Raw genomic sequence first — 16,114 nt, 5'->3', positions numbered from 1 at the left:
GGGCCTTCTCGTTTCGGGCGGGGAGAATCAGCGGGCGAGCTGGCCATCCAGCGACAGCTTGCCGGCGCCTTCGACCAGCACCGCCAGGCTCATCGCCATCAGCGCCAGGGCGAACTCGTAGCCGTTGTTGCTCATGAAGAAGCCGTGCTGCAGGTGCACGGTGACGATGGCCACCAGCATGGTCACCGCCAGCACCGCGGCCGCCGGGCGAGCCAGCAGGCCGACGATCAGGGCGAGACCGCCGAAGAACTCGGCGCTACCGGCCCCCAGCGCCATCAGGTAGCCCGGCGTCAGGCCGATGCTTTCCATCCACTGCGCCACGCCGGCCAGACCATAGCCGCCGAACCAGCCGAACAGCTTCTGCGCGCCATGAGCGGCGAAGGTGATACCGGCGACAATGCGCAGGATGGTGATGCCGAAGCCGGCCTGGGTGGCGGTGATGCTCTTGATCAGGTTGTTCATTACAGCGCTTCCTTCGTGTGTGAGAGTTGATGGCGCACAGAATAACCAATTAATTCGATTTAAAAACAGCAAAAAACCACTAATTAATATCGAATTGATAGATAGCTAGTTGGCCGTCAGCCGCTGTTTTTGCGGTTCGAGCAGATAGCGCTCACGGTCATAAGCAAGGTAGTACTTATTCACCGCATTCACATAACTCACCACGCCCATGCCCATCTGCTCCATGGCCACACGCTCGACCTGGAAGAACCACTGATTGGGATTGAGGCCGCGCCTGCGTGCCTCGGCGCGCAGGCTCTGCACCCGCTGCGGGCCGAGGTTGTAGCCGGCGAGGACGAAGGCCATGCGCTCGCGCTCGTTGAGCTGCGGGCTGTTGAAGAAGGTGCGGCGGATCATCGCCAGGTACTTGCTGCTGGCCAGCACATTGCCGTCCAGGCTGGCGATATTGCTCACGCCGACGGCGCGCGCCGCCGCCGGGGTGATCTGCATCAGCCCGGTGGCACCGCTGGCGCCACGCGCCGAGGGGTTGAGGGTCGACTCCTTGAACGCCAGCGCCGCCAGCAGCAGCCAGTCGAAGCCCTGGCGCTCGGCATGCTGCTGCAGCACCGGGCGCACCCGCTCCAGGCGCTGGCGCTCGGTGCGGTCGAGCGGCGAATGGACCTTGTACAGACGCCGGTAGACGCGCTGGAAGGCGGCGTCCTGGTCGGCCGGGCTCTGGTAGCCGCTGAAGAAGCGGTCGATGCTGGCGCGCAGCATCGGCGCATCCGGACGCACGAACCAGCTCATGTCGCCGTCACGCGCCAGCACCAGGTGCCTGTCCACCCTGAGCTTGGGCATCACCTTGGCCCAGCGCTCGGCGATCGGCAGTTCCACCGCGGTGCGCTCGAAGATGCCGGCCTGGACCATTTCCAGCACGTCCTCCACCGCCAGACTGGGGTCGACCCACTCCACCACGATCGGCGGCAGCTTGCGCGCCGCCAGTTGCTGGTTGACCTTGCGCAGCGCCTCGCCCACCGCGCTGCCGGCCGGCAGCGACAGGCTGCGCCCGGCCAGTTGTTCGAGGCTGCGGTAATGCCGGTTGCCCTGCTTCGCCACCAACACCAGCGGCACCTCGCGGCGGATCGCCGCGCTGGCGCTGACGTCGCGCCCGGCACGCACGTTGAGCAGCTCGCCCGGCGCCACCAGATCGCCCTCGCCGCGCTGCAGGGCGCCGAGCAGCTGGTCCTTGGCCGTGGGGATGATCTTCAGGCGCAGGCTGCGGCCGTCGCGGGCGTTGCGGTTGAGGTACTGCTCGAAGGCGCGCAGGCGGTGGTACTCGACGCCGATGCTCTGGCCCTTGACCGAGCCCGAGCTGTTGCGGCTCTGGTTGACCAGCACGCGCAGCTCGCCGCTGCTGCGGATCGCCGGCAGGTCGCGGGCGCTGCGGGCCTGACTGCCGACTTCCGGCGGGCCGATCAGGCGCGCGCTGGCCGGTAGCGGCAGCAGGGCCAGCAGGCACAGGATCAACAGCAATCGCGACATCGATTCTCCAGGGATGGGCGGCAGGCCGCCGGACTCAGAGCACAACCCGCGAAACAAGTTCCCAAGCTTCGCGCGGGGCGCGGAGGGTCGCACAGCTGGCGCCGGCGGCGCCAGCCCGCAACCTTGCATCAATCTTAAAAAGCGTCGCCAACCTATTGTTTCTAATTGCCTTTCTGACGAACGGAATGCTTCTGCTATGCTCCCCCTTCGCCCAGACCAGGTGGCACCATGCAACTCATCGATATCGCCGTCAATCTGACCCACCCCAGCCTCGCCGCGCAGGCCGAAGCCCTGCTCGAGCGCGCCTACGCCGCCGGCGTCTGCCAGATGCTGCTGACCGGCACCAGTCTGGCCGAAAGCGAAGCCAGCCTGGCGCTGTGTCGACGGCTGGACGGCAGCGGCGAGCGGCTGTTCAGCACCGCCGGGGTGCATCCGCACGACGCCAGCAGCTGGAACGGCGCCAGCGCCGACAGGCTCAAGGCCCTGCTGGGCGAAGCCGAGGTGCGCGCGGTGGGCGAATGCGGACTGGACTTCGACCGCGATTTCTCCCCCAGACCGCTGCAGGAGAAGGCCCTGGAGCAGCAACTCGCGCTGGCCGCCGAGCTGAATATGCCGGTGTTCCTGCATGAGCGCGAGGCCAGCCAGCGCCTGCTGGAGATTCTCCGCGATTTTCGCGACCGGCTGCCGGCGGCGGTGGTGCACTGCTTCACCGGCGAGCGCCAGGCGCTCTACGCCTATCTGGATCTCGACCTGCATATAGGCATCACCGGCTGGGTCTGCGACGAGCGCCGCGGCACCCACCTGCATCCGCTGCTCAAGGACATCCCCAGCGGCCGTCTGATGCTGGAGACCGACGCGCCCTTCCTGCTGCCGCGCAGCCTGCGACCCAAGCCGAAAAACGGTCGCAACGAGCCGGCCTTCCTTGGCGAAGTGCTGCGCGAGGTGGCGCTGCACCGCGGCCAGAGCCAGGCGCAGCTGGCCGCCGAAACCACCGCCTGCGCCCGCGCCTTCTTCGCCCTGCCGCCACTGCCGGAGCGCGCCGCAGCGGAGTCTTGATCCCGGTCAACACTTGCGCCCCGGGTCTCGACGACACTGCTGGCATTTGGCCAATAACGGCTGTCTTACGCGGACACTACAAAGCATGGGCGCCTGGATCAGCGATATTTCCCTCAAGTACAAGTTCTGGGCGGTCAACGCCGTGGCCTTCGCCACCAGCCTGCTGCTGGTGCTGTTCGCCCTGCATACCGAACAGCGCGCACGCGCCGTCGATGCCCGCCAGGCCGCGGTGGAGCAGGCGCGCCTGCTGGCGCACTGGCCGACGCAGGCGGCGCTACCGGCCCTCGCGCAGTTGCGCACGCTGCAAGATGGCGAACGCCTGCCCGGCGCCCTGGGTCAGGCCGACGCCAGCGGCTGGCAGGCGCTGGCGCACGATCCCTGGCTGAGCGAATCCCCGCTGATCGGCGCGCAGCTGGCGACCCTGAGCGACGGTCGCCGCGTGGCCCTGCTGACCCGCGCGCCCGGCCTGCGCCAGCTGTTCGCCGAGCACGCACTGGCCTACGCCGGCGCCGTGGCCGGACTGATGCTGCTGCTTCTGGCCGCCTCGCAGCTGCTGATCCGCTTTTTGCTCAGCCACCTCAACACCCTCAAGGACGTGATGCTGCAGGTCGAGCGCAGCGGCGACCTGGCCCTGCGCGCGCCGCTGGAGGGCCGCGACGAGGTCGGCCAGATGGCCGCCGCCTTCAACGCCATGCAGGCCGGCTACCAGCGTGTGGTCGGCACCGTCGGCCAGGTCGCCGCCGAACTGGACAGCGGCACCCGCAGCATGGCCGAGCGCATGGGCGCGGTGCGCCAGGGCATGCTCGACCAGCAGAGCGAGACCGACCAGGCGGCCACCGCGATCAACCAGATGTCGGCCACCGTGCAGCACATCGCCGAGCACGCCGGCAGCACCCGCGACCAGTCGCACAACGCCGACCAGCTGGCCCGCGCAGGCCAGGCCGCGGTCGGTCGCGTCGAGCAGTCCATCGCCGGGCTGTCGCGCGGCGTGCAGCAGAGCGCCGGTACCATCGAGCGCCTGGCCGAGGACAGCCAGCACATCAACCGGGTGGTCGGGGTGATCCACGGCATCGCCGAGCAGACCAACCTGCTGGCGCTCAACGCCGCCATCGAAGCGGCGCGTGCCGGCGGGATGGGCCGCGGTTTCGCCGTGGTGGCCGACGAGGTGCGCAACCTGGCCAAACGGGTGCAGGACTCCACCGACGAAATCACCCAGATGATCGGCCACCTGCAGGCCGGCACCCGCGACGCCGTGGAGTTCATGCGCGAGAGTTCCGACAGCGCCAATCATTGCGTGCAGCTGGCGCAGGAAGCCGGCGAGGCGCTGGCGGCGATCACCGCCGCGGTGGCGCTGATGCGCGACAGCAATACCCAGATCGCCGTGGCCGCCGCCCAGCAGAGTCAGGTGGCCGAGGAGATGAGCCGTTCGGTGGTGGGCATCCGCGACGTCACCGAGCAGACCGTCGGCCAGACCCTCGACTCCGCCGCCACCAGCCAGCAACTGGCCGAGCTGGCCGGCGAGCTGAGCCAGGCGATCCGCCAGCTGCGCCTGTAGCAGGCCTTTAGGTTTGAGCCTATCTGCACCATAGCCAGGGGCAATTCGCCGGAGCCCAGGCGGCCGGCCTAGACTCGCTGCATGACCCAGAGGAATGCAGCATGAGCAAACGCCGCCCCAACCTGCTGGCCTGGCAATGGCGCCACTACGCCGAGCAGCACCGGCACCCGACCAACCTGCTGCTGCACCTGCTGGCCGTGCCGCTGTTTCTGCTGTCGGCCGCGCTGTTACTGATCGGCCTGTGGCGCCTGGGCTTCGTACCCCTGGCACTGGGCGCCATCGGCCTGCTGGCCGCTCTCGCCCTGCAGCGCCAGGGTCACCGCTTCGAGCAGCAGGCGCCGGAGCCCTTCGCCGGCAAGCGCGATGCGGTCAAACGCCTGCTGCTGGAACAGTGCGTGACCTTCCCGCGCTTTCTCTTCAACGGCGCCTGGTGGCGCGCCTGGCGCCGGCGCAAGCGGCACTGACTCAGCCGAATACCGTCACCGTCTGCCGGCTGATGGCGATCAGCTCGCCCGCCGGGCTCCACAACGCCGCGGCGATATGGCCGTAGCCGTCGCGGGCGTGCTCGATCTCGGCGCGGTACAGGCACCAGTGCTCGGTGCTCAGCTCCCGCAGCGGCTGGACGAACTCGATGGTCCAGGTCAGCGAACTGCCCGGCGCCGGGCTCTTCAGATGCGGCAGCACCGCCGGCGGCCAGGCATCGACCAGCGCCAGCAGATGCGCCTCGCTCAGCGCCTGCGGCTCGGCCTCGCCGCGCAGGCGTACCCAGCCGCCCATCTGCCGCGAAGGGTTGTTGGTGAAGGGCATGCCACCGATGCCCCAGCGCATGGCCAGGAAGCGGGTGAACTCGGGGGTGACGCCGCGCAGGTACGGCAGCTCCTGGCAACGCTCGGCCGGCTCGATCTGCGGCGCCGGCAGCGGCGCCACGTCGATGGCCGAGGCGCGCGCGGCGCCGAAACTGCCCTGCACCATGGTCACCACCTGGCCGTCCTGCACCGCGCGCAGGCACAGCTGGCTGACCGCCTTGCCCTCGCGCAGCACCTCGGCCTGGAAGCTCACCGGCACGTCCGCCGCCACCGGGCCGACGAAGGTGATGGCCAGCGAGCGCACCGGGCGCCCCACCGGCACCTTGGCGCGCATGGCCTCGAAGGCCAGCGCCGCCACCAGGCCGCCGAAACTGGCGCGCCCCTGGCCCCAGAGCGACGGAATCACCAGCGCCTCGGGGTTGGAGCGCACGGCCTGCAGCAATTCGGAAAAGGTCATAGCCACCTCGCAAACGATAGATGGCGTCGATCTTAGGGGATGGTGGAGGCCGAACGATAGGCCGAAAGAATGGCTATCCGGCCATAGTTACGGCGAAAATGTCGCCTTATTTATCCAGCAAGAAGTCGCCATGCAGCGCCAGCAACGCCTCGTCCGCGCGCCGTTCGGCTGCCGCCTGGGCCTGCAACCAGGCCGCGCGGCAGGACTGCAGGGCCTCGCTGGAATCGCTCTGCGCCAGCCATTGCAGGTGATCGTGCCAGTCGCCCAGCTCGCTCTGCGCGCGCTTCAACCGGCCCTGCGCCGCGGCGTCCAGGCCGCTGTGCAGCGGATAGGCCTCGGCGGCGTAACGCACCCGCTTGATCAGCAGGCGCAGGCGGTGGCGGTCGTGCGCCGGGTCGCGCAGGGCACGCGCCAGCTGGCGCCGCTGACGGCGCAAACGGCGGCGGATGCGCTTGCCCACGCCGCGCAGCTGGCCCTCGGCTGCGGCCTGGCGCCAGTTGCCCGGCCAGGCATCGAGCAGCAGCTGCAAGTCGGCCAGCTCGCGACTGGCGGCGACGACGGCATGTCCGGCGACCCGCCGCGCCTCGCCGGCCTGGGCCAACTCGCTCAGCCCCAGGCGACGCAACTCGACCGTCAGCACCTCGCGGTCGCGCAACGGCCCGCTGAGGCGCCCCAGCACGGCGGCGCCCTGCTCCAGCGCGTCCACCGCCGGCAGGCCGCGCAAGGGTCGCAGCAGGCTGCGCAGCTGGCGCAGGGCGATACGCAGATCGTGCAGGGCTTCCGCGTCGGTGGCACCTGCCAGACGCGCCTGGCAGGCGTACAGACGCACCTGCAACGCCAGCACCCGGGCCAGAATCCGCTCGACGAAACCCTTCATGCGCACATCCCCTTACTCGGATCGGTCATTCACCACTGCCGGTCCTAGGGTGGATGAAAAGCGCGTCATCCACCCTAGGTGATGCCGGCGCGTAGCATATCTCGGGGCCGCCCAGGCCATGCGCACCGGGCATCCCGTCGCTCGCGGTGCGCACGGCGCACCCCCAGGTGATTATTGCGAGACCGCGCCCTAACGCAACAGGCGCCAGGGCAAGGCCCTGCGCAACTCACCCAGAGCCTGGCGCAAGGCCGCCCGCGAGGGGGGCTGGCCGGCGTAGCGCTGGGCCTCGAAACAACGGGCAAAGGCCTGGATCGCTGCGGCCTGGGCCGGGAGTTCGCGACCGGCGCGCTCGGCGAAGGCACGCGGCCCCTCGCCCGCCTGGCGCCGCACGCCGTGCCGCGCCAGCAGCTGCTCGAAGCGGCGGAAGGCCTGGCGCTGCGGGTCGCGACGCTGCTGCCAGGGCCTCAGCAACCACAGCGCCAGCAGGCCGAGCAGCAGCGTGCCGCTGCCGACCAGGGCCAGCGCCAGGCGCTGCCAGTCGAGGCTGCCGAACCAGCGCTGCAGCAGCTGCAACTGCTGCTCGCCCTGGTAGCCCAGCACCCAGCGCTGCCAGCCGTAGTTGAGGTTTTCCCAGTTCAGGCGCAACTGGTTGAGCCAGGCCAGTTCGCGGTAGCGCAGCGGCGAGAAGGGTTGGTCATCGAGAAAACCGTCCTCCTCGGCCAGCGCTTCCTCCAGGCCCTGCTCGATGCGCTCCGGCGCCACCTGGAAGGTGGGATCGACGCTGCGCCAGCCGCGGCCCGGCTGCCAGTACTCGACCCAGGCGTGGGCATCGAACTGGCGCACCTGGATGTAGTTGCCGCCGGGGTTGAGCTCGCCGCCCTGGTAGCCGGCCACCACCCGCGCGGGAATGCCGGCGGCGCGCAGGACGAAGGTCATGGCACCGGCGTAGTGGGCGCAGAAGCCGCGGCGGGTGTTGAACAGGAAGTCGTCGATGCTGTCCGCGCCCAGCGGCTGCGGGCGCAGGGTGTAGACGTAGGGCTCGCGGTTGAAATGCTGCAGCAGCGCGGCGACCAGCGCATCAGCCTGCGGATGCTGACGCTGCAGCTCGGCGGCCCAGGCGCGACTGCGCGGATCGCCCTGCTCGGGCAGTTGCAGCGCGCGGCGCAACGCCGGCGGTTCGGCGTCCGCCTCGCGCAGTGCCTGCGGCCAGGAGCGCACCTGGTAGAGCAAGGGGCGATCCACCGGGCGCCGCCGCTGCCAGCGGAAGTCGCTCATCATGCGGCCTTCGTCCTGCGCCAGCTCGCCGACGTCGAGGGCGAACAGCCAGGGCTTGCCGCTGGGCTGCATGACGATGCTGTAGTCCAGCGGCTCGCCCGTCTGGCGCCATTGCGGCGCCACGGGCAACTCGGCGTAGCTGGATTGCGACCAGCGCCGGCCATCGAAGCGCTCCAGGGTCAGGGCGCGCCAGTACAGCTGATCGCGCGGCGGCACCGGGCCGTCGAAGCTGGCGCGAAAGGCCAGCGCCGAGGAGCGGCTGAGCTCGGCGATATCGGCCGGCGCCATGCTGTCGGACAGGCCGGTGACGCCCTTGTCGCTGGGCAGCGGCAGCGACCACAGCGGGCCCATGCGCGGGAAGAACAGAAACAGCAGGACCATCAGCGGCAGCGCCTGCAGCAGCAGGCCGCCGGCCAGGCGCAGGGTCGGCCAGGGCCGCTCGGCGAAACCGCTGTGCTGCAGCCCCACCAGCGCGGCGAGCAGCGCGGTGACCGGCAGCAGGCTGTACAGCGCGGCGAGGATGCCGTCGTCGAACAGGTAAGCGGTCACCACGCAGAAGAAGCCGAGGAAGATCAGCACCAGGGCGTCGCGCCGGCTGCGCATCTCCACCAGCTTGAGGACGAAGGTGGCGATCAGCAGCACCACCGCCGCGTCCAGCCCCACCAGGGTGCCGCGCGACAGCAGGATGCCGGCCAGCACCAGCAGCATCAGGCCGCCCTTGGCCCAGCCGTTGGGGTAGCGCGCGCGCATGCGGAAGATCTGCACGCGCCAGGCGGCGGCGCCCAGCCACAGGGCGATCATCCACAGCGGCAGGTGCACCAGGTGCGGCAGGATCACCAGCACCTGGGCCACCAGCAGCCAGGTCAGGGCGATGCGCGGAATGCCCGGCGGTGTGCTCATGCCGGCTCACCGAACAGCGCCAGGGCGCGCAGGCAGGCGTCGCGATGGCCTTCGCCGGAGTCCGGGGCGATCACCTGCCCCGGCAGCTGCAGGCCGAACGCCTGCTGCCGCTCGGCCAGTTGCAGCACCCAGTGGCAGAGCAGCGACAGGCGCAGCTCCGCATCGCCGCCCAACTGCTCGAAGTCCAGCCACAGGTCGCGCCCGCCGAGCATGGCGAACTCCTTGACCAGCAGGCCCTGGCCGCGCGAATAGGCCTTCCAGTCCAGGCGCCGCTTGGAGTCGCCCGGCTGGTAGTCGCGCAGGCCCTGGAAATCGTCGGCGCCCTGGCCGCGGGCGCGCATGCCCTCCTCGTCCTCGGCGCCCAGGCCGGCGGCCAGCGGCAGCTCGCCCTCCAGCGGCCGCGGATAGACCAGCACCGCCTGATCCAGATCGACCCAGCTCCAGGCCACCAGCAGGCCGAGGGGAAAGCGGCTCTCCACCCGCAGCCGGCCCGGGCGCAGCCAGCCGCGGCGCTGCGCCGGCAGGCTCAGTTCCAGCTCGGCCTGGCCCTGGCGCGGCACGTCGCGCGCCAGCAGCTCGGCCGGCGGCCAACCCAGGGCCACGGCCTGGTGCTCGCGCTCGCGGCTTTCCAGACGCACGCGAAAGCGCGCCTGCTCGCCGACGAACACCGCCCCGCCACCGCCGGCCTTGAGCACCAGCCCGGCCAGGTTGCGATAGGTGTGCAGGATGGCGACCACGAACACCGCCATCAGCAGGAAGGTCAGACCGTAGGCCAGGCTGTTCTGGTAGTTGATGCCGACCAGCAGCATCAGCAGCAGGGCCAGGCCATAGGCGGCGCCGACCCGGCTGGGCAGGATGAAGATGCGCCGCTGATTGAGGCGCACGCTGGCCGCCGGCGGAATGCGCCGCGCCAGCCAGCGGCTCCACAGCGGTTTCAGCGCGGCGCGCATCAGAGCGCCGGCACTTCGCGCAGCAGCCACTGCACCAGGCTGCCGCCGCCATGGCCGGTGGGGTCGGCGCGCTCGCGCAGGCGGTGGCCGACCACCGAGGGCAGCACCGCCTGCACGTCCTCGGGGATCACGTAGTCGCGCTCGGCCAGCAGCGCCCAGGCCCGCGCCGCGGCCAGCAGCGCCAGGCTGGCGCGCGGCGACAGGCCCCAGGCGAACTGCGGCTGGCTGCGGGTGGCCTCGACCAGGCGCAGCACGTAATCAATCAGCGCATCGCTGGCGCGTACCTTGGGCACCTCGGCCTGCAGCCGGGCCAGCTCGGTATGGTCGAGAATCGCTTGCAGCCGCGGCAGCAGCTCGCGCCGCGCGTCACCCAGCAGCAGCGCCTTCTCCGCCGCCTGAGCCGGATAACCCAGCGACAGGCGCATGAGGAAGCGGTCCAGCTGCGATTCCGGCAGGGCGAAGGTGCCGCCGCTGCTCACCGGGTTCTGCGTGGCGATGACGAAGAACGGCTCGGGCAGCGGTCGGGTGGCGCCCTCGATGGTCACCTGGCCCTCCTCCATGGCCTCGAGCAGCGCGCTCTGGCTCTTCGGCGTGGCGCGGTTGATCTCGTCGGCCAGCACCAGCTCGGCGAAGATCGGCCCGGGGTGGAAGACGAACTGGCCACTGTCCTTGTCGAACACCGAGGTGCCGAGGATGTCGCCGGGCAACAGGTCGGAGGTGAACTGGATACGCTGGAAGCTCAGCCCCAGCACCCGCGCCAGGGCATGGCTCAAGGTGGTCTTGCCCATGCCGGGCAGGTCTTCGATCAGCAGGTGACCGCGCGCCAGCAGGCAAGTCAGCGCCAGGCGCACCTGCGCCTCCTTGCCCAGCAGCACCTGATTGACCGAGTCCAGGCAGGCGTCCAGTTTGTTTCGCATCGTTGGCTCCTTATGCAGACCGCCGATGCTACTGGGCCACTCAAGTGCGGCAAAGTGCTATGCAATCTTTGCTGACGAAACTGTGAGCGCGCCCGCCCTTACAAACGAAAATGCCCGGCCATGCCCTGCAGCTCGCGGCCCAGCTCGGCCAGCTGGATGCTCGAGGCGGCGGTCTGTTCCATGGCGCTGGCCGACTGATCGGCGATATCGCGGATCGAGGTGACGCTGCGGTTGATCTCCTCGGCCACCGCCGTCTGCTGTTCGGCCGCCGCGGCGATCTGCTGGTTCATCTCGAAGATCCGCGCCACCGCCTCGGCGATGGCCGTCAGCGCGCCCTCGGTCTGGTTGGCGCCCTCCACCGTCTGGCTCACCAGGCTGGCGCTCTGCGCCATGTCGGCCACCGCGCGGCGGCTGCCCTCGCGCAGCGCGGCGATCAGCGCCTCGATCTCGGCGATAGACTGCTGGGTGCGCTTGGCCAGGGCGCGCACCTCGTCGGCGACCACGGCGAAGCCGCGGCCCTGCTCGCCGGCACGCGCCGCCTCGATGGCGGCGTTGAGCGCCAGCAGATTGGTCTGCTCGGCGACGTTCTTGATCACCTCCAGCACCGCGTCGATGCGCTGGGTGTCCTGGCTCAGGCGCTGGATGCTGGCGGTGGTGGCGTCCATCGCGCCGGCCAGCTGGTCGATGCGCTGCAGGGTCTGGCGCACCACCTGGCTGCCACTGTCGACGCGCCGATCGGCCTGCTCGGTGGAAGCCGCGGCGGCCTCGGCGTTGCGCGCCACCTCGTGCACCGTGGCGGTCATCTGGCTCATGGCGGTGGCCACCTGATCGGTCTCCAGCTTCTGCCCGTTGACCCCCTGGCGGGTCTGCTCGGTCACCGTCGACAGCGACTGCGCCGAGCTGGACAGCTGGGTCACCCCGCCCTGCAGACGGCCGACCATCTCGCGCAGGTTGCCGGCCATGGCCTGCATGGCGCCGAGCAGCTGGCCGATCTCGTCGCGCCGGTCGATTTCGATGCGCGCACTCAGGTCGCCGGCGGCGATGCGCTCGGCCAGGCCGATCACCCGTTTCAGCGGCCGCACTATGGCCAGGCTGATGACCAGCGCGGCCCCCAGGCCGACCAGCAGGGCCAGGGCCGCCGCCAGCAGGATCAGGGTGCTGCTCGCCTGCTGCGCGGCCTGCATGGCCTGGCGCTGGGCGCCGAGGGCCTGCTCGACCTGGCCGAGCAGTTGTTCGATCTGCGCCACCAGCTGCAGGTAAACCTGCTTCTGCTGCTGCAGCTGCTCGGCGTATTCCTTGAGCCGCTCGTTGAAGGAGTCGACATTGACCACCACCTCGCCGAGCACCGCAGCGTAGCCGGGATCGCTCAGCGCATCGCGCAGTTCGGCGGCCAGCGCCTGGGCCTCGCCGGCCTGGGCGATCTCGACCCGCTCGAGCACTTCGCTGCGGCGGCTCGCCTCCAGACGCTGGCGAGCCTGATCCAGCGCCTGTAACAGCAACTGGTGAATCTTGCCGACCTGCCCGGCCTGCAGCACCACCTCGCCGCCCTGCTCGCCCTGGCTGCGTTTGAGCAGGTCGACGCCGTCCTCGGCCAGGCCCTCCTGCAGCAGGTCGAGGCTGTTGGCGGCGCTGACCACCAGCCAGTCGGCGGCCTGCAGCGCCAGCTGCATGTTGTCGGTGAGTTCCACGTAACGGGCGAAGGCGGCGCGGTAGTCGGCCAGCGCCGGCGCCAGCGGCGCCAGGATCGCGGCGGTGCCTTCGTCCAGTTCGCCCTGCAGAGCGGCGCTCGCCTGCAGGATCGCCTCGGCCTGCTCGGCCAGGCGCGCGGCCTGCTGCGGGTCGCCGGCCAGGGCGAAGGCCTGCTCGCTGTGGCGCATGTGCAGCACCTGCTCGCCGAGCGCACTCATGCGCTGCTGCAGCGCCGCCCCGGCGTTCACCTCGCGCAGCGCCAGCAGTCCGGTGCCGGCCACCAGCGCGGTGAGCCCCAGCACCAGGGCGAAACCCAGCATCAGTTTGCTGGCCGTGCTCAGACTGGCCAGCCGATTGCTCCACGCGCTCCCCATGACCACCCCCGCCTACTGCTCGCCGCGAATGGCCGAACATAGGAGCGCCGCCCTGCTGGCGACAAGCCAGCAGGGCCTGAAATGGCTGGATCAGCTAACTGGAGGTCGTTTCCAGAGCGGATTCATGGCCGCTGCATCTGGAACAGCTCGGTGGTGCGGCAGTAGGCGCTACCGCCGAGACGGCCGATCAGGTCGAGCTTGAGCGGGTCGAGGCGGCCCTGCTCGCTGAGCACGGCGTCGTCGATATGCGCCAGCAGCACCTCGGCGAAGATCAGGTGGCAGTTGGGATTCGCCGCCGGATAGGGCTGAATCTGCGCCACCCGGCACTCGAAGGTCACCGGCGCGCCGGCCACCCGCGGCACGTCGATGCGCTCGCACGGCAGGCTGGCGATAGCGCAATGGGCGAACTCGCTGACCTCGTGCGGCAGTATCGCCGCGCTGGCGTTCATCGCCTCGGCCTGGGCGAAGCTGACCAGCTGGATCGCCAGTTCGCCGCTGGCCTGGGCGTTACGCAGGCTGTCCTTGAGGCTGCCGTCGTCGCGGGTGTTGACGTTGACCAGCAGGGTCGGCGGGTTGTCGCTGATCACCTGGAAGAAGCTGAACGGCGCCAGATTGGCCACCCCCAGCGGGGAGCGGGTGGAAACCCAGGCGATGGGCCGCGGGGTGACGCTGGCGGCGAGCCAGCGGTAGGCCTCCAGCGGGCTCAGCGTCGCGAAGTCGAGCTGCATCAGCGCCCCGCTCGCGATTCGCGGATGTAGAAGCGCGCCCGCTCGGCCTTGCTGGTGCAGCCCTCGTAGGCCTCGAACTGCTGCTGGGTCTTGGCCGCGGTGAGCAGCGACAGCGCCTTGGAGTAGCTGACCGTGCCGGCGAAGCCTTCGGCCTCGGCGATGCTCAGCTCCTTCCAGGCCGCGTCCAGCTGATTGGCGCAGGTGTCGCGGTACACCGTCTTGCCGGCGCAACCGCTCAGCACCAGGGCCAGTACCGGCAAACAGATCCAATGTTTCATCGACCACACTCCTTACAAGGACATGACTACGGATTGACCCAGTGTAGGACGCCGGCGCCCGGGGAAAGTGCCCGCTTCAGCGCCCGACGCGTTGACGCAGATAGTCCACCACCGCCTGCTGCTCGCCGACGAACTCGATGCGCCCGGCCTTGCTCTCGCGCTGGAACACGTACATCGGATCGTAGTACTCCACCAGCAGCGCCTCGATCCAGCCGCGGTGGGTATCGACCTGGCCGGCGGCGGCCTGCTCGCCCAGGGCCTGGTCCATGATCGCCGCCAGGCGCTGATAGCGCTCGCCGCCTAGGCGCCGGGTGATGTTGGCCAGGCTCTCGCGCAGGCGCGCGGCGAAGGCGGCGAATCCGCCCTCCTCGCCGTGGACGGCGACGAACTCGGCGCACAGCTCGACCACATAGGCCTTGAGGATGCGCTCGACGCGATGCTCCAGGCTGTCCTCCAGCCACACCAGCGGGTAGTCCTGCATGGCCTGGTACAGCGGCAGCGGCAGCGAGCAGCGGCCGATCAGCCGCGCCTCGTCCTCCAGCACGAACTGGCGCTGGCCGCGCGCGCGACGCTTGAGCAGGTCGATGGCCAGGGCGTTCTCGAAATCGATCTGCGCCGGCTGGGCGCTGGCGCGCTTGCCGAAGCTGGAGCCACGATGGTTGGCGTGGCCTTCCAGGTCCGGGGCGTTGTCCAGCTGGCCGATCACCTCGGTCTTGCCGGTGCCGGTCATGCCGCCGACCAGGACGAAATCGCACTCGGCCACCGCCTGCTCGCTGGTTTCCAGGAGAAAGCCGCGCATCGCCTTGTAGCCGCCGATCACCCGCGGGTAGTCGATGCCCGCCTCGCTTTTCAGCCACTGCTGGACGATCTGCGAGCGCAGGCCGCCGCGAAAGCAGTACAGGTAGCCGTCCGGATGGGCCTTGGCGAAGGCCGCCCAGGCCGCTATGCGCTCGTCCTTCAGCGCACCGCTGACCAGTTGGTGGCCCAGCTCGATGGCCGCCTGCTGGCCGTGCTGCTTGTAACAGGTGCCGACCTTCTGCCGCTCGAGGTCGTCCATCAGCGGCAGGTTGACCACCCCGGGGAAGGCGCCCTTGAGAAATTCCACCGGCGCGCGGGCGTCCATCATCGGCCGGTCGCCCAGAAAGATATCGCGGTAGTCGGCGCTGTTGTCCCGCATCACAGCACCTCGACCGCGTGGCGCTGTCGCTCGACCATCTCGCCGATGGGCGCCAGCTGCAGGCCCAGCTCGGCGGCGACGGCAAGGAACTCGGCCTCGCCTTCCGGCGCTACGGCGATCAGCAGGCCGCCGCTGGTCTGCGGGTCGCACAGCAGCAGCTTGGCCAGCTCCGGTAGCGGCGCGATCTTGTCGCCGTAGCTGTCGAAGTTGCGCAGCGTGCCGCCGGGCACGCAGCCCTGCTCCAGGTAATGCTCGACGCTGTCCAGACGCGGCACCCTGGCGAACTCGACGCGCGCGCTGAGGCCGCTACCATCGGCCATCTCCACCAGATGGCCGAGCAGGCCGAAGCCGGTGACGTCGGTCATCGCCTTGACCCCGGCGAGCTTGCCGAAGCGGCTGCCGGGCTTGTTCAGGGTGCACATCCAGTCGCGCGCCAGGCCGACGTCCTCGCTGCGCAGCTTGGCCTTCTTCTCCGCGGTGGTGAGGATGCCGATGCCCAGCGGCTTGGTCAGGTACAGCTGGCAGCCGACGGTGGCGGTGTCGTTGCGCTTCATATGGTGTTTCTCCACCAGGCCGGTCACCGCCAGGCCGAAGATCGGCTCGGGGGCGTCGATCGAGTGGCCGCCGGCCAGCGGAATGCCGGCCTCGTCGCACACCGCGCGGCCGCCGCGGATCACCTCGCGGGCGACCTCCGGGGCCAGCAGGTTGACCGGCCAGCCGAGAATGGCGATGGCCATCAGCGGGTCGCCGCCCATGGCGTAGATGTCGCTGATGGCGTTGGTCGCGGCGATGCGGCCGAAGTCGTAGGGGTCGTCGACGATGGGCATGAAGAAGTCGGTGGTGGAAACTACCCCGCGTTCTTCGTCGATGGCATAGACCGCGGCATCGTCGCGCGAGGCGTTGCCGACCCACAGGCGCGGGTCGAGGTTCTGCGCGCCGCTGCCGGCGAGGATCACCTCCAGCACCTTGGGGGAAATCTTGCAGCCGCAACCGGCGCCGTGGCTGTACTGGGTCAAACGAATCGGCTCGCTCATGTCTCTCTCTTGCATCGACGACTGGCGGCGGATTCTAGCAAAGACCGCCTTGGCGCAG

General features: G+C 69.8%; 15 protein-coding genes and 1 pseudogene. 3 read left to right on the top strand and 13 right to left on the bottom strand.

The genetic code is table 11. The features are described from left to right. Nucleotides 1-27: 27 nt before the first annotated feature. Nucleotides 28-462, bottom strand: a complete 435-nt coding sequence (locus tag ACW9UL_RS10135; RefSeq protein WP_021446008.1) for a DoxX family protein — start codon at nucleotides 460-462, stop codon at nucleotides 28-30. A 105-nt stretch (nucleotides 463-567) separates the two neighbouring features. Further along, nucleotides 568-1,983: an MltF family protein gene (locus tag ACW9UL_RS10130; RefSeq protein ID WP_457790542.1), complete on the bottom strand. Its 1,416-nt coding sequence runs from the start codon at nucleotides 1,981-1,983 to the stop codon at nucleotides 568-570. Nucleotides 1,984-2,211: 228 nt separating this feature from the next. On the opposite strand from ACW9UL_RS10130, the gene ACW9UL_RS10125 reads away from it, so the two are divergent. The 3 genes from ACW9UL_RS10125 (at nucleotide 2,212) to ACW9UL_RS10115 (ending at nucleotide 5,058) form a co-directional block, all read left to right on the top strand. Further along, on the top strand, nucleotides 2,212-3,039 hold the full coding sequence (locus ACW9UL_RS10125) for a TatD family hydrolase (protein ID WP_457790540.1): 828 nt from the start codon (nucleotides 2,212-2,214) through the stop codon (nucleotides 3,037-3,039). 85 nt (nucleotides 3,040-3,124) lie between these two features. Continuing rightward, the gene (locus tag ACW9UL_RS10120; RefSeq protein ID WP_457790538.1) at nucleotides 3,125-4,594 is read left to right on the top strand and encodes a methyl-accepting chemotaxis protein; all 1,470 of its coding nucleotides are present in this window, start codon (nucleotides 3,125-3,127) and stop codon (nucleotides 4,592-4,594) included. A gap of 101 nt (nucleotides 4,595-4,695) precedes the next feature. After that, nucleotides 4,696-5,058, top strand: coding sequence for an Mpo1-like protein (locus tag ACW9UL_RS10115; RefSeq protein WP_457790536.1), 363 nt, complete (start codon nucleotides 4,696-4,698; stop codon nucleotides 5,056-5,058). 1 nt (nucleotide 5,059) lies between these two features. Here the strand turns inward: ACW9UL_RS10115 and ACW9UL_RS10110 are convergent, their stop codons facing one another. The 11 genes and pseudogenes from ACW9UL_RS10110 to selD form a co-directional block, all read right to left on the bottom strand. Beyond that, entirely contained in the window at nucleotides 5,060-5,857 is a 798-nt protein-coding gene (locus tag ACW9UL_RS10110) for an acyl-CoA thioesterase (protein WP_457790534.1), read from the bottom strand. Between the two features lie 106 nt (nucleotides 5,858-5,963). Further along, entirely contained in the window at nucleotides 5,964-6,734 is a 771-nt protein-coding gene (locus tag ACW9UL_RS10105) for a CHAD domain-containing protein (RefSeq protein WP_457790533.1), read from the bottom strand. Nucleotides 6,735-6,923: 189 nt separating this feature from the next. Then, nucleotides 6,924-8,909 (bottom strand): transglutaminase TgpA family protein, encoded by a 1,986-nt coding sequence (locus ACW9UL_RS10100; RefSeq protein WP_457790532.1) that lies wholly within the window; start codon nucleotides 8,907-8,909, stop codon nucleotides 6,924-6,926. Further along, nucleotides 8,906-9,859, bottom strand: coding sequence for a DUF58 domain-containing protein (locus ACW9UL_RS10095; RefSeq protein ID WP_457790530.1), 954 nt, complete (start codon nucleotides 9,857-9,859; stop codon nucleotides 8,906-8,908). Before ACW9UL_RS10095 ends, ACW9UL_RS10100 begins: the two co-directional genes overlap by 4 nt. Then, nucleotides 9,859-10,776, bottom strand: a complete 918-nt coding sequence (locus tag ACW9UL_RS10090; protein ID WP_457790528.1) for an AAA family ATPase — start codon at nucleotides 10,774-10,776, stop codon at nucleotides 9,859-9,861. The genes ACW9UL_RS10095 and ACW9UL_RS10090 overlap by 1 nt, the downstream gene beginning before the upstream one ends. A gap of 98 nt (nucleotides 10,777-10,874) precedes the next feature. Then, complete coding sequence (locus ACW9UL_RS10085) at nucleotides 10,875-11,588, bottom strand: methyl-accepting chemotaxis protein (protein WP_457790938.1); 714 nt, start codon at nucleotides 11,586-11,588, stop codon at nucleotides 10,875-10,877. A gap of 141 nt (nucleotides 11,589-11,729) precedes the next feature. Next, nucleotides 11,730-11,960 (bottom strand): annotated as a pseudogene (locus ACW9UL_RS10080) (HAMP domain-containing protein); the annotation flags it as partial. Nucleotides 11,961-12,961: 1,001 nt separating this feature from the next. Continuing rightward, entirely contained in the window at nucleotides 12,962-13,567 is a 606-nt protein-coding gene (locus ACW9UL_RS10075; protein ID WP_457790526.1) for a flavin reductase family protein, read from the bottom strand. Further along, nucleotides 13,567-13,845 carry a hypothetical protein gene (locus tag ACW9UL_RS10070; protein WP_021444222.1) on the bottom strand — a complete coding sequence of 93 codons (279 nt, stop codon included), beginning with the start codon at nucleotides 13,843-13,845 and terminating at the stop codon, nucleotides 13,567-13,569. The genes ACW9UL_RS10075 and ACW9UL_RS10070 overlap by 1 nt, the downstream gene beginning before the upstream one ends. Nucleotides 13,846-13,921: 76 nt before the next feature. After that, nucleotides 13,922-15,022, bottom strand: a complete 1,101-nt coding sequence (mnmH, locus tag ACW9UL_RS10065; protein WP_457790524.1) for a tRNA 2-selenouridine(34) synthase MnmH — start codon at nucleotides 15,020-15,022, stop codon at nucleotides 13,922-13,924. After that, the gene (gene selD, locus ACW9UL_RS10060; RefSeq protein ID WP_457790522.1) at nucleotides 15,022-16,056 is read right to left on the bottom strand and encodes a selenide, water dikinase SelD; all 1,035 of its coding nucleotides are present in this window, start codon (nucleotides 16,054-16,056) and stop codon (nucleotides 15,022-15,024) included. Before selD ends, mnmH begins: the two co-directional genes overlap by 1 nt. Nucleotides 16,057-16,114 lie beyond the last annotated feature (58 nt).

It is taken from the genome of Pseudomonas sp. PL-6 (assembly GCF_054110165.1).
Note: the sequence above shows the minus strand (reverse complement) of the source record. Positions and strands in the feature narration are given on the sequence as shown.

What these genes read in the sequence shown, in the direction of transcription:
- ACW9UL_RS10115 (WP_457790536.1), top strand. Translation starts at nt 4,696, where the DNA reads ATGAGCAAACGCCGCCCCAACCTGCTGGCCTGGCAATGGCGCCACTAC.
- ACW9UL_RS10070 (WP_021444222.1), bottom strand. Translation starts at nt 13,845, where the DNA reads ATGAAACATTGGATCTGTTTGCCGGTACTGGCCCTGGTGCTGAGCGGT.
- ACW9UL_RS10105 (WP_457790533.1), bottom strand. Translation starts at nt 6,734, where the DNA reads ATGAAGGGTTTCGTCGAGCGGATTCTGGCCCGGGTGCTGGCGTTGCAG.
- mnmH (WP_457790524.1), bottom strand. Translation starts at nt 15,022, where the DNA reads ATGCGGGACAACAGCGCCGACTACCGCGATATCTTTCTGGGCGACCGG.
- ACW9UL_RS10120 (WP_457790538.1), top strand. Translation starts at nt 3,125, where the DNA reads ATGGGCGCCTGGATCAGCGATATTTCCCTCAAGTACAAGTTCTGGGCG.
- ACW9UL_RS10075 (WP_457790526.1), bottom strand. Translation starts at nt 13,567, where the DNA reads ATGCAGCTCGACTTCGCGACGCTGAGCCCGCTGGAGGCCTACCGCTGG.
- ACW9UL_RS10135 (WP_021446008.1), bottom strand. Translation starts at nt 462, where the DNA reads ATGAACAACCTGATCAAGAGCATCACCGCCACCCAGGCCGGCTTCGGC.
- ACW9UL_RS10090 (WP_457790528.1), bottom strand. Translation starts at nt 10,776, where the DNA reads ATGCGAAACAAACTGGACGCCTGCCTGGACTCGGTCAATCAGGTGCTG.
- ACW9UL_RS10125 (WP_457790540.1), top strand. Translation starts at nt 2,212, where the DNA reads ATGCAACTCATCGATATCGCCGTCAATCTGACCCACCCCAGCCTCGCC.
- ACW9UL_RS10095 (WP_457790530.1), bottom strand. Translation starts at nt 9,859, where the DNA reads ATGCGCGCCGCGCTGAAACCGCTGTGGAGCCGCTGGCTGGCGCGGCGC.
- ACW9UL_RS10100 (WP_457790532.1), bottom strand. Translation starts at nt 8,909, where the DNA reads ATGAGCACACCGCCGGGCATTCCGCGCATCGCCCTGACCTGGCTGCTG.
- ACW9UL_RS10110 (WP_457790534.1), bottom strand. Translation starts at nt 5,857, where the DNA reads ATGACCTTTTCCGAATTGCTGCAGGCCGTGCGCTCCAACCCCGAGGCG.
- ACW9UL_RS10085 (WP_457790938.1), bottom strand. Translation starts at nt 11,588, where the DNA reads ATGAGCCAGATGACCGCCACGGTGCACGAGGTGGCGCGCAACGCCGAG.
- ACW9UL_RS10130 (WP_457790542.1), bottom strand. Translation starts at nt 1,983, where the DNA reads ATGTCGCGATTGCTGTTGATCCTGTGCCTGCTGGCCCTGCTGCCGCTA.
- selD (WP_457790522.1), bottom strand. Translation starts at nt 16,056, where the DNA reads ATGAGCGAGCCGATTCGTTTGACCCAGTACAGCCACGGCGCCGGTTGC.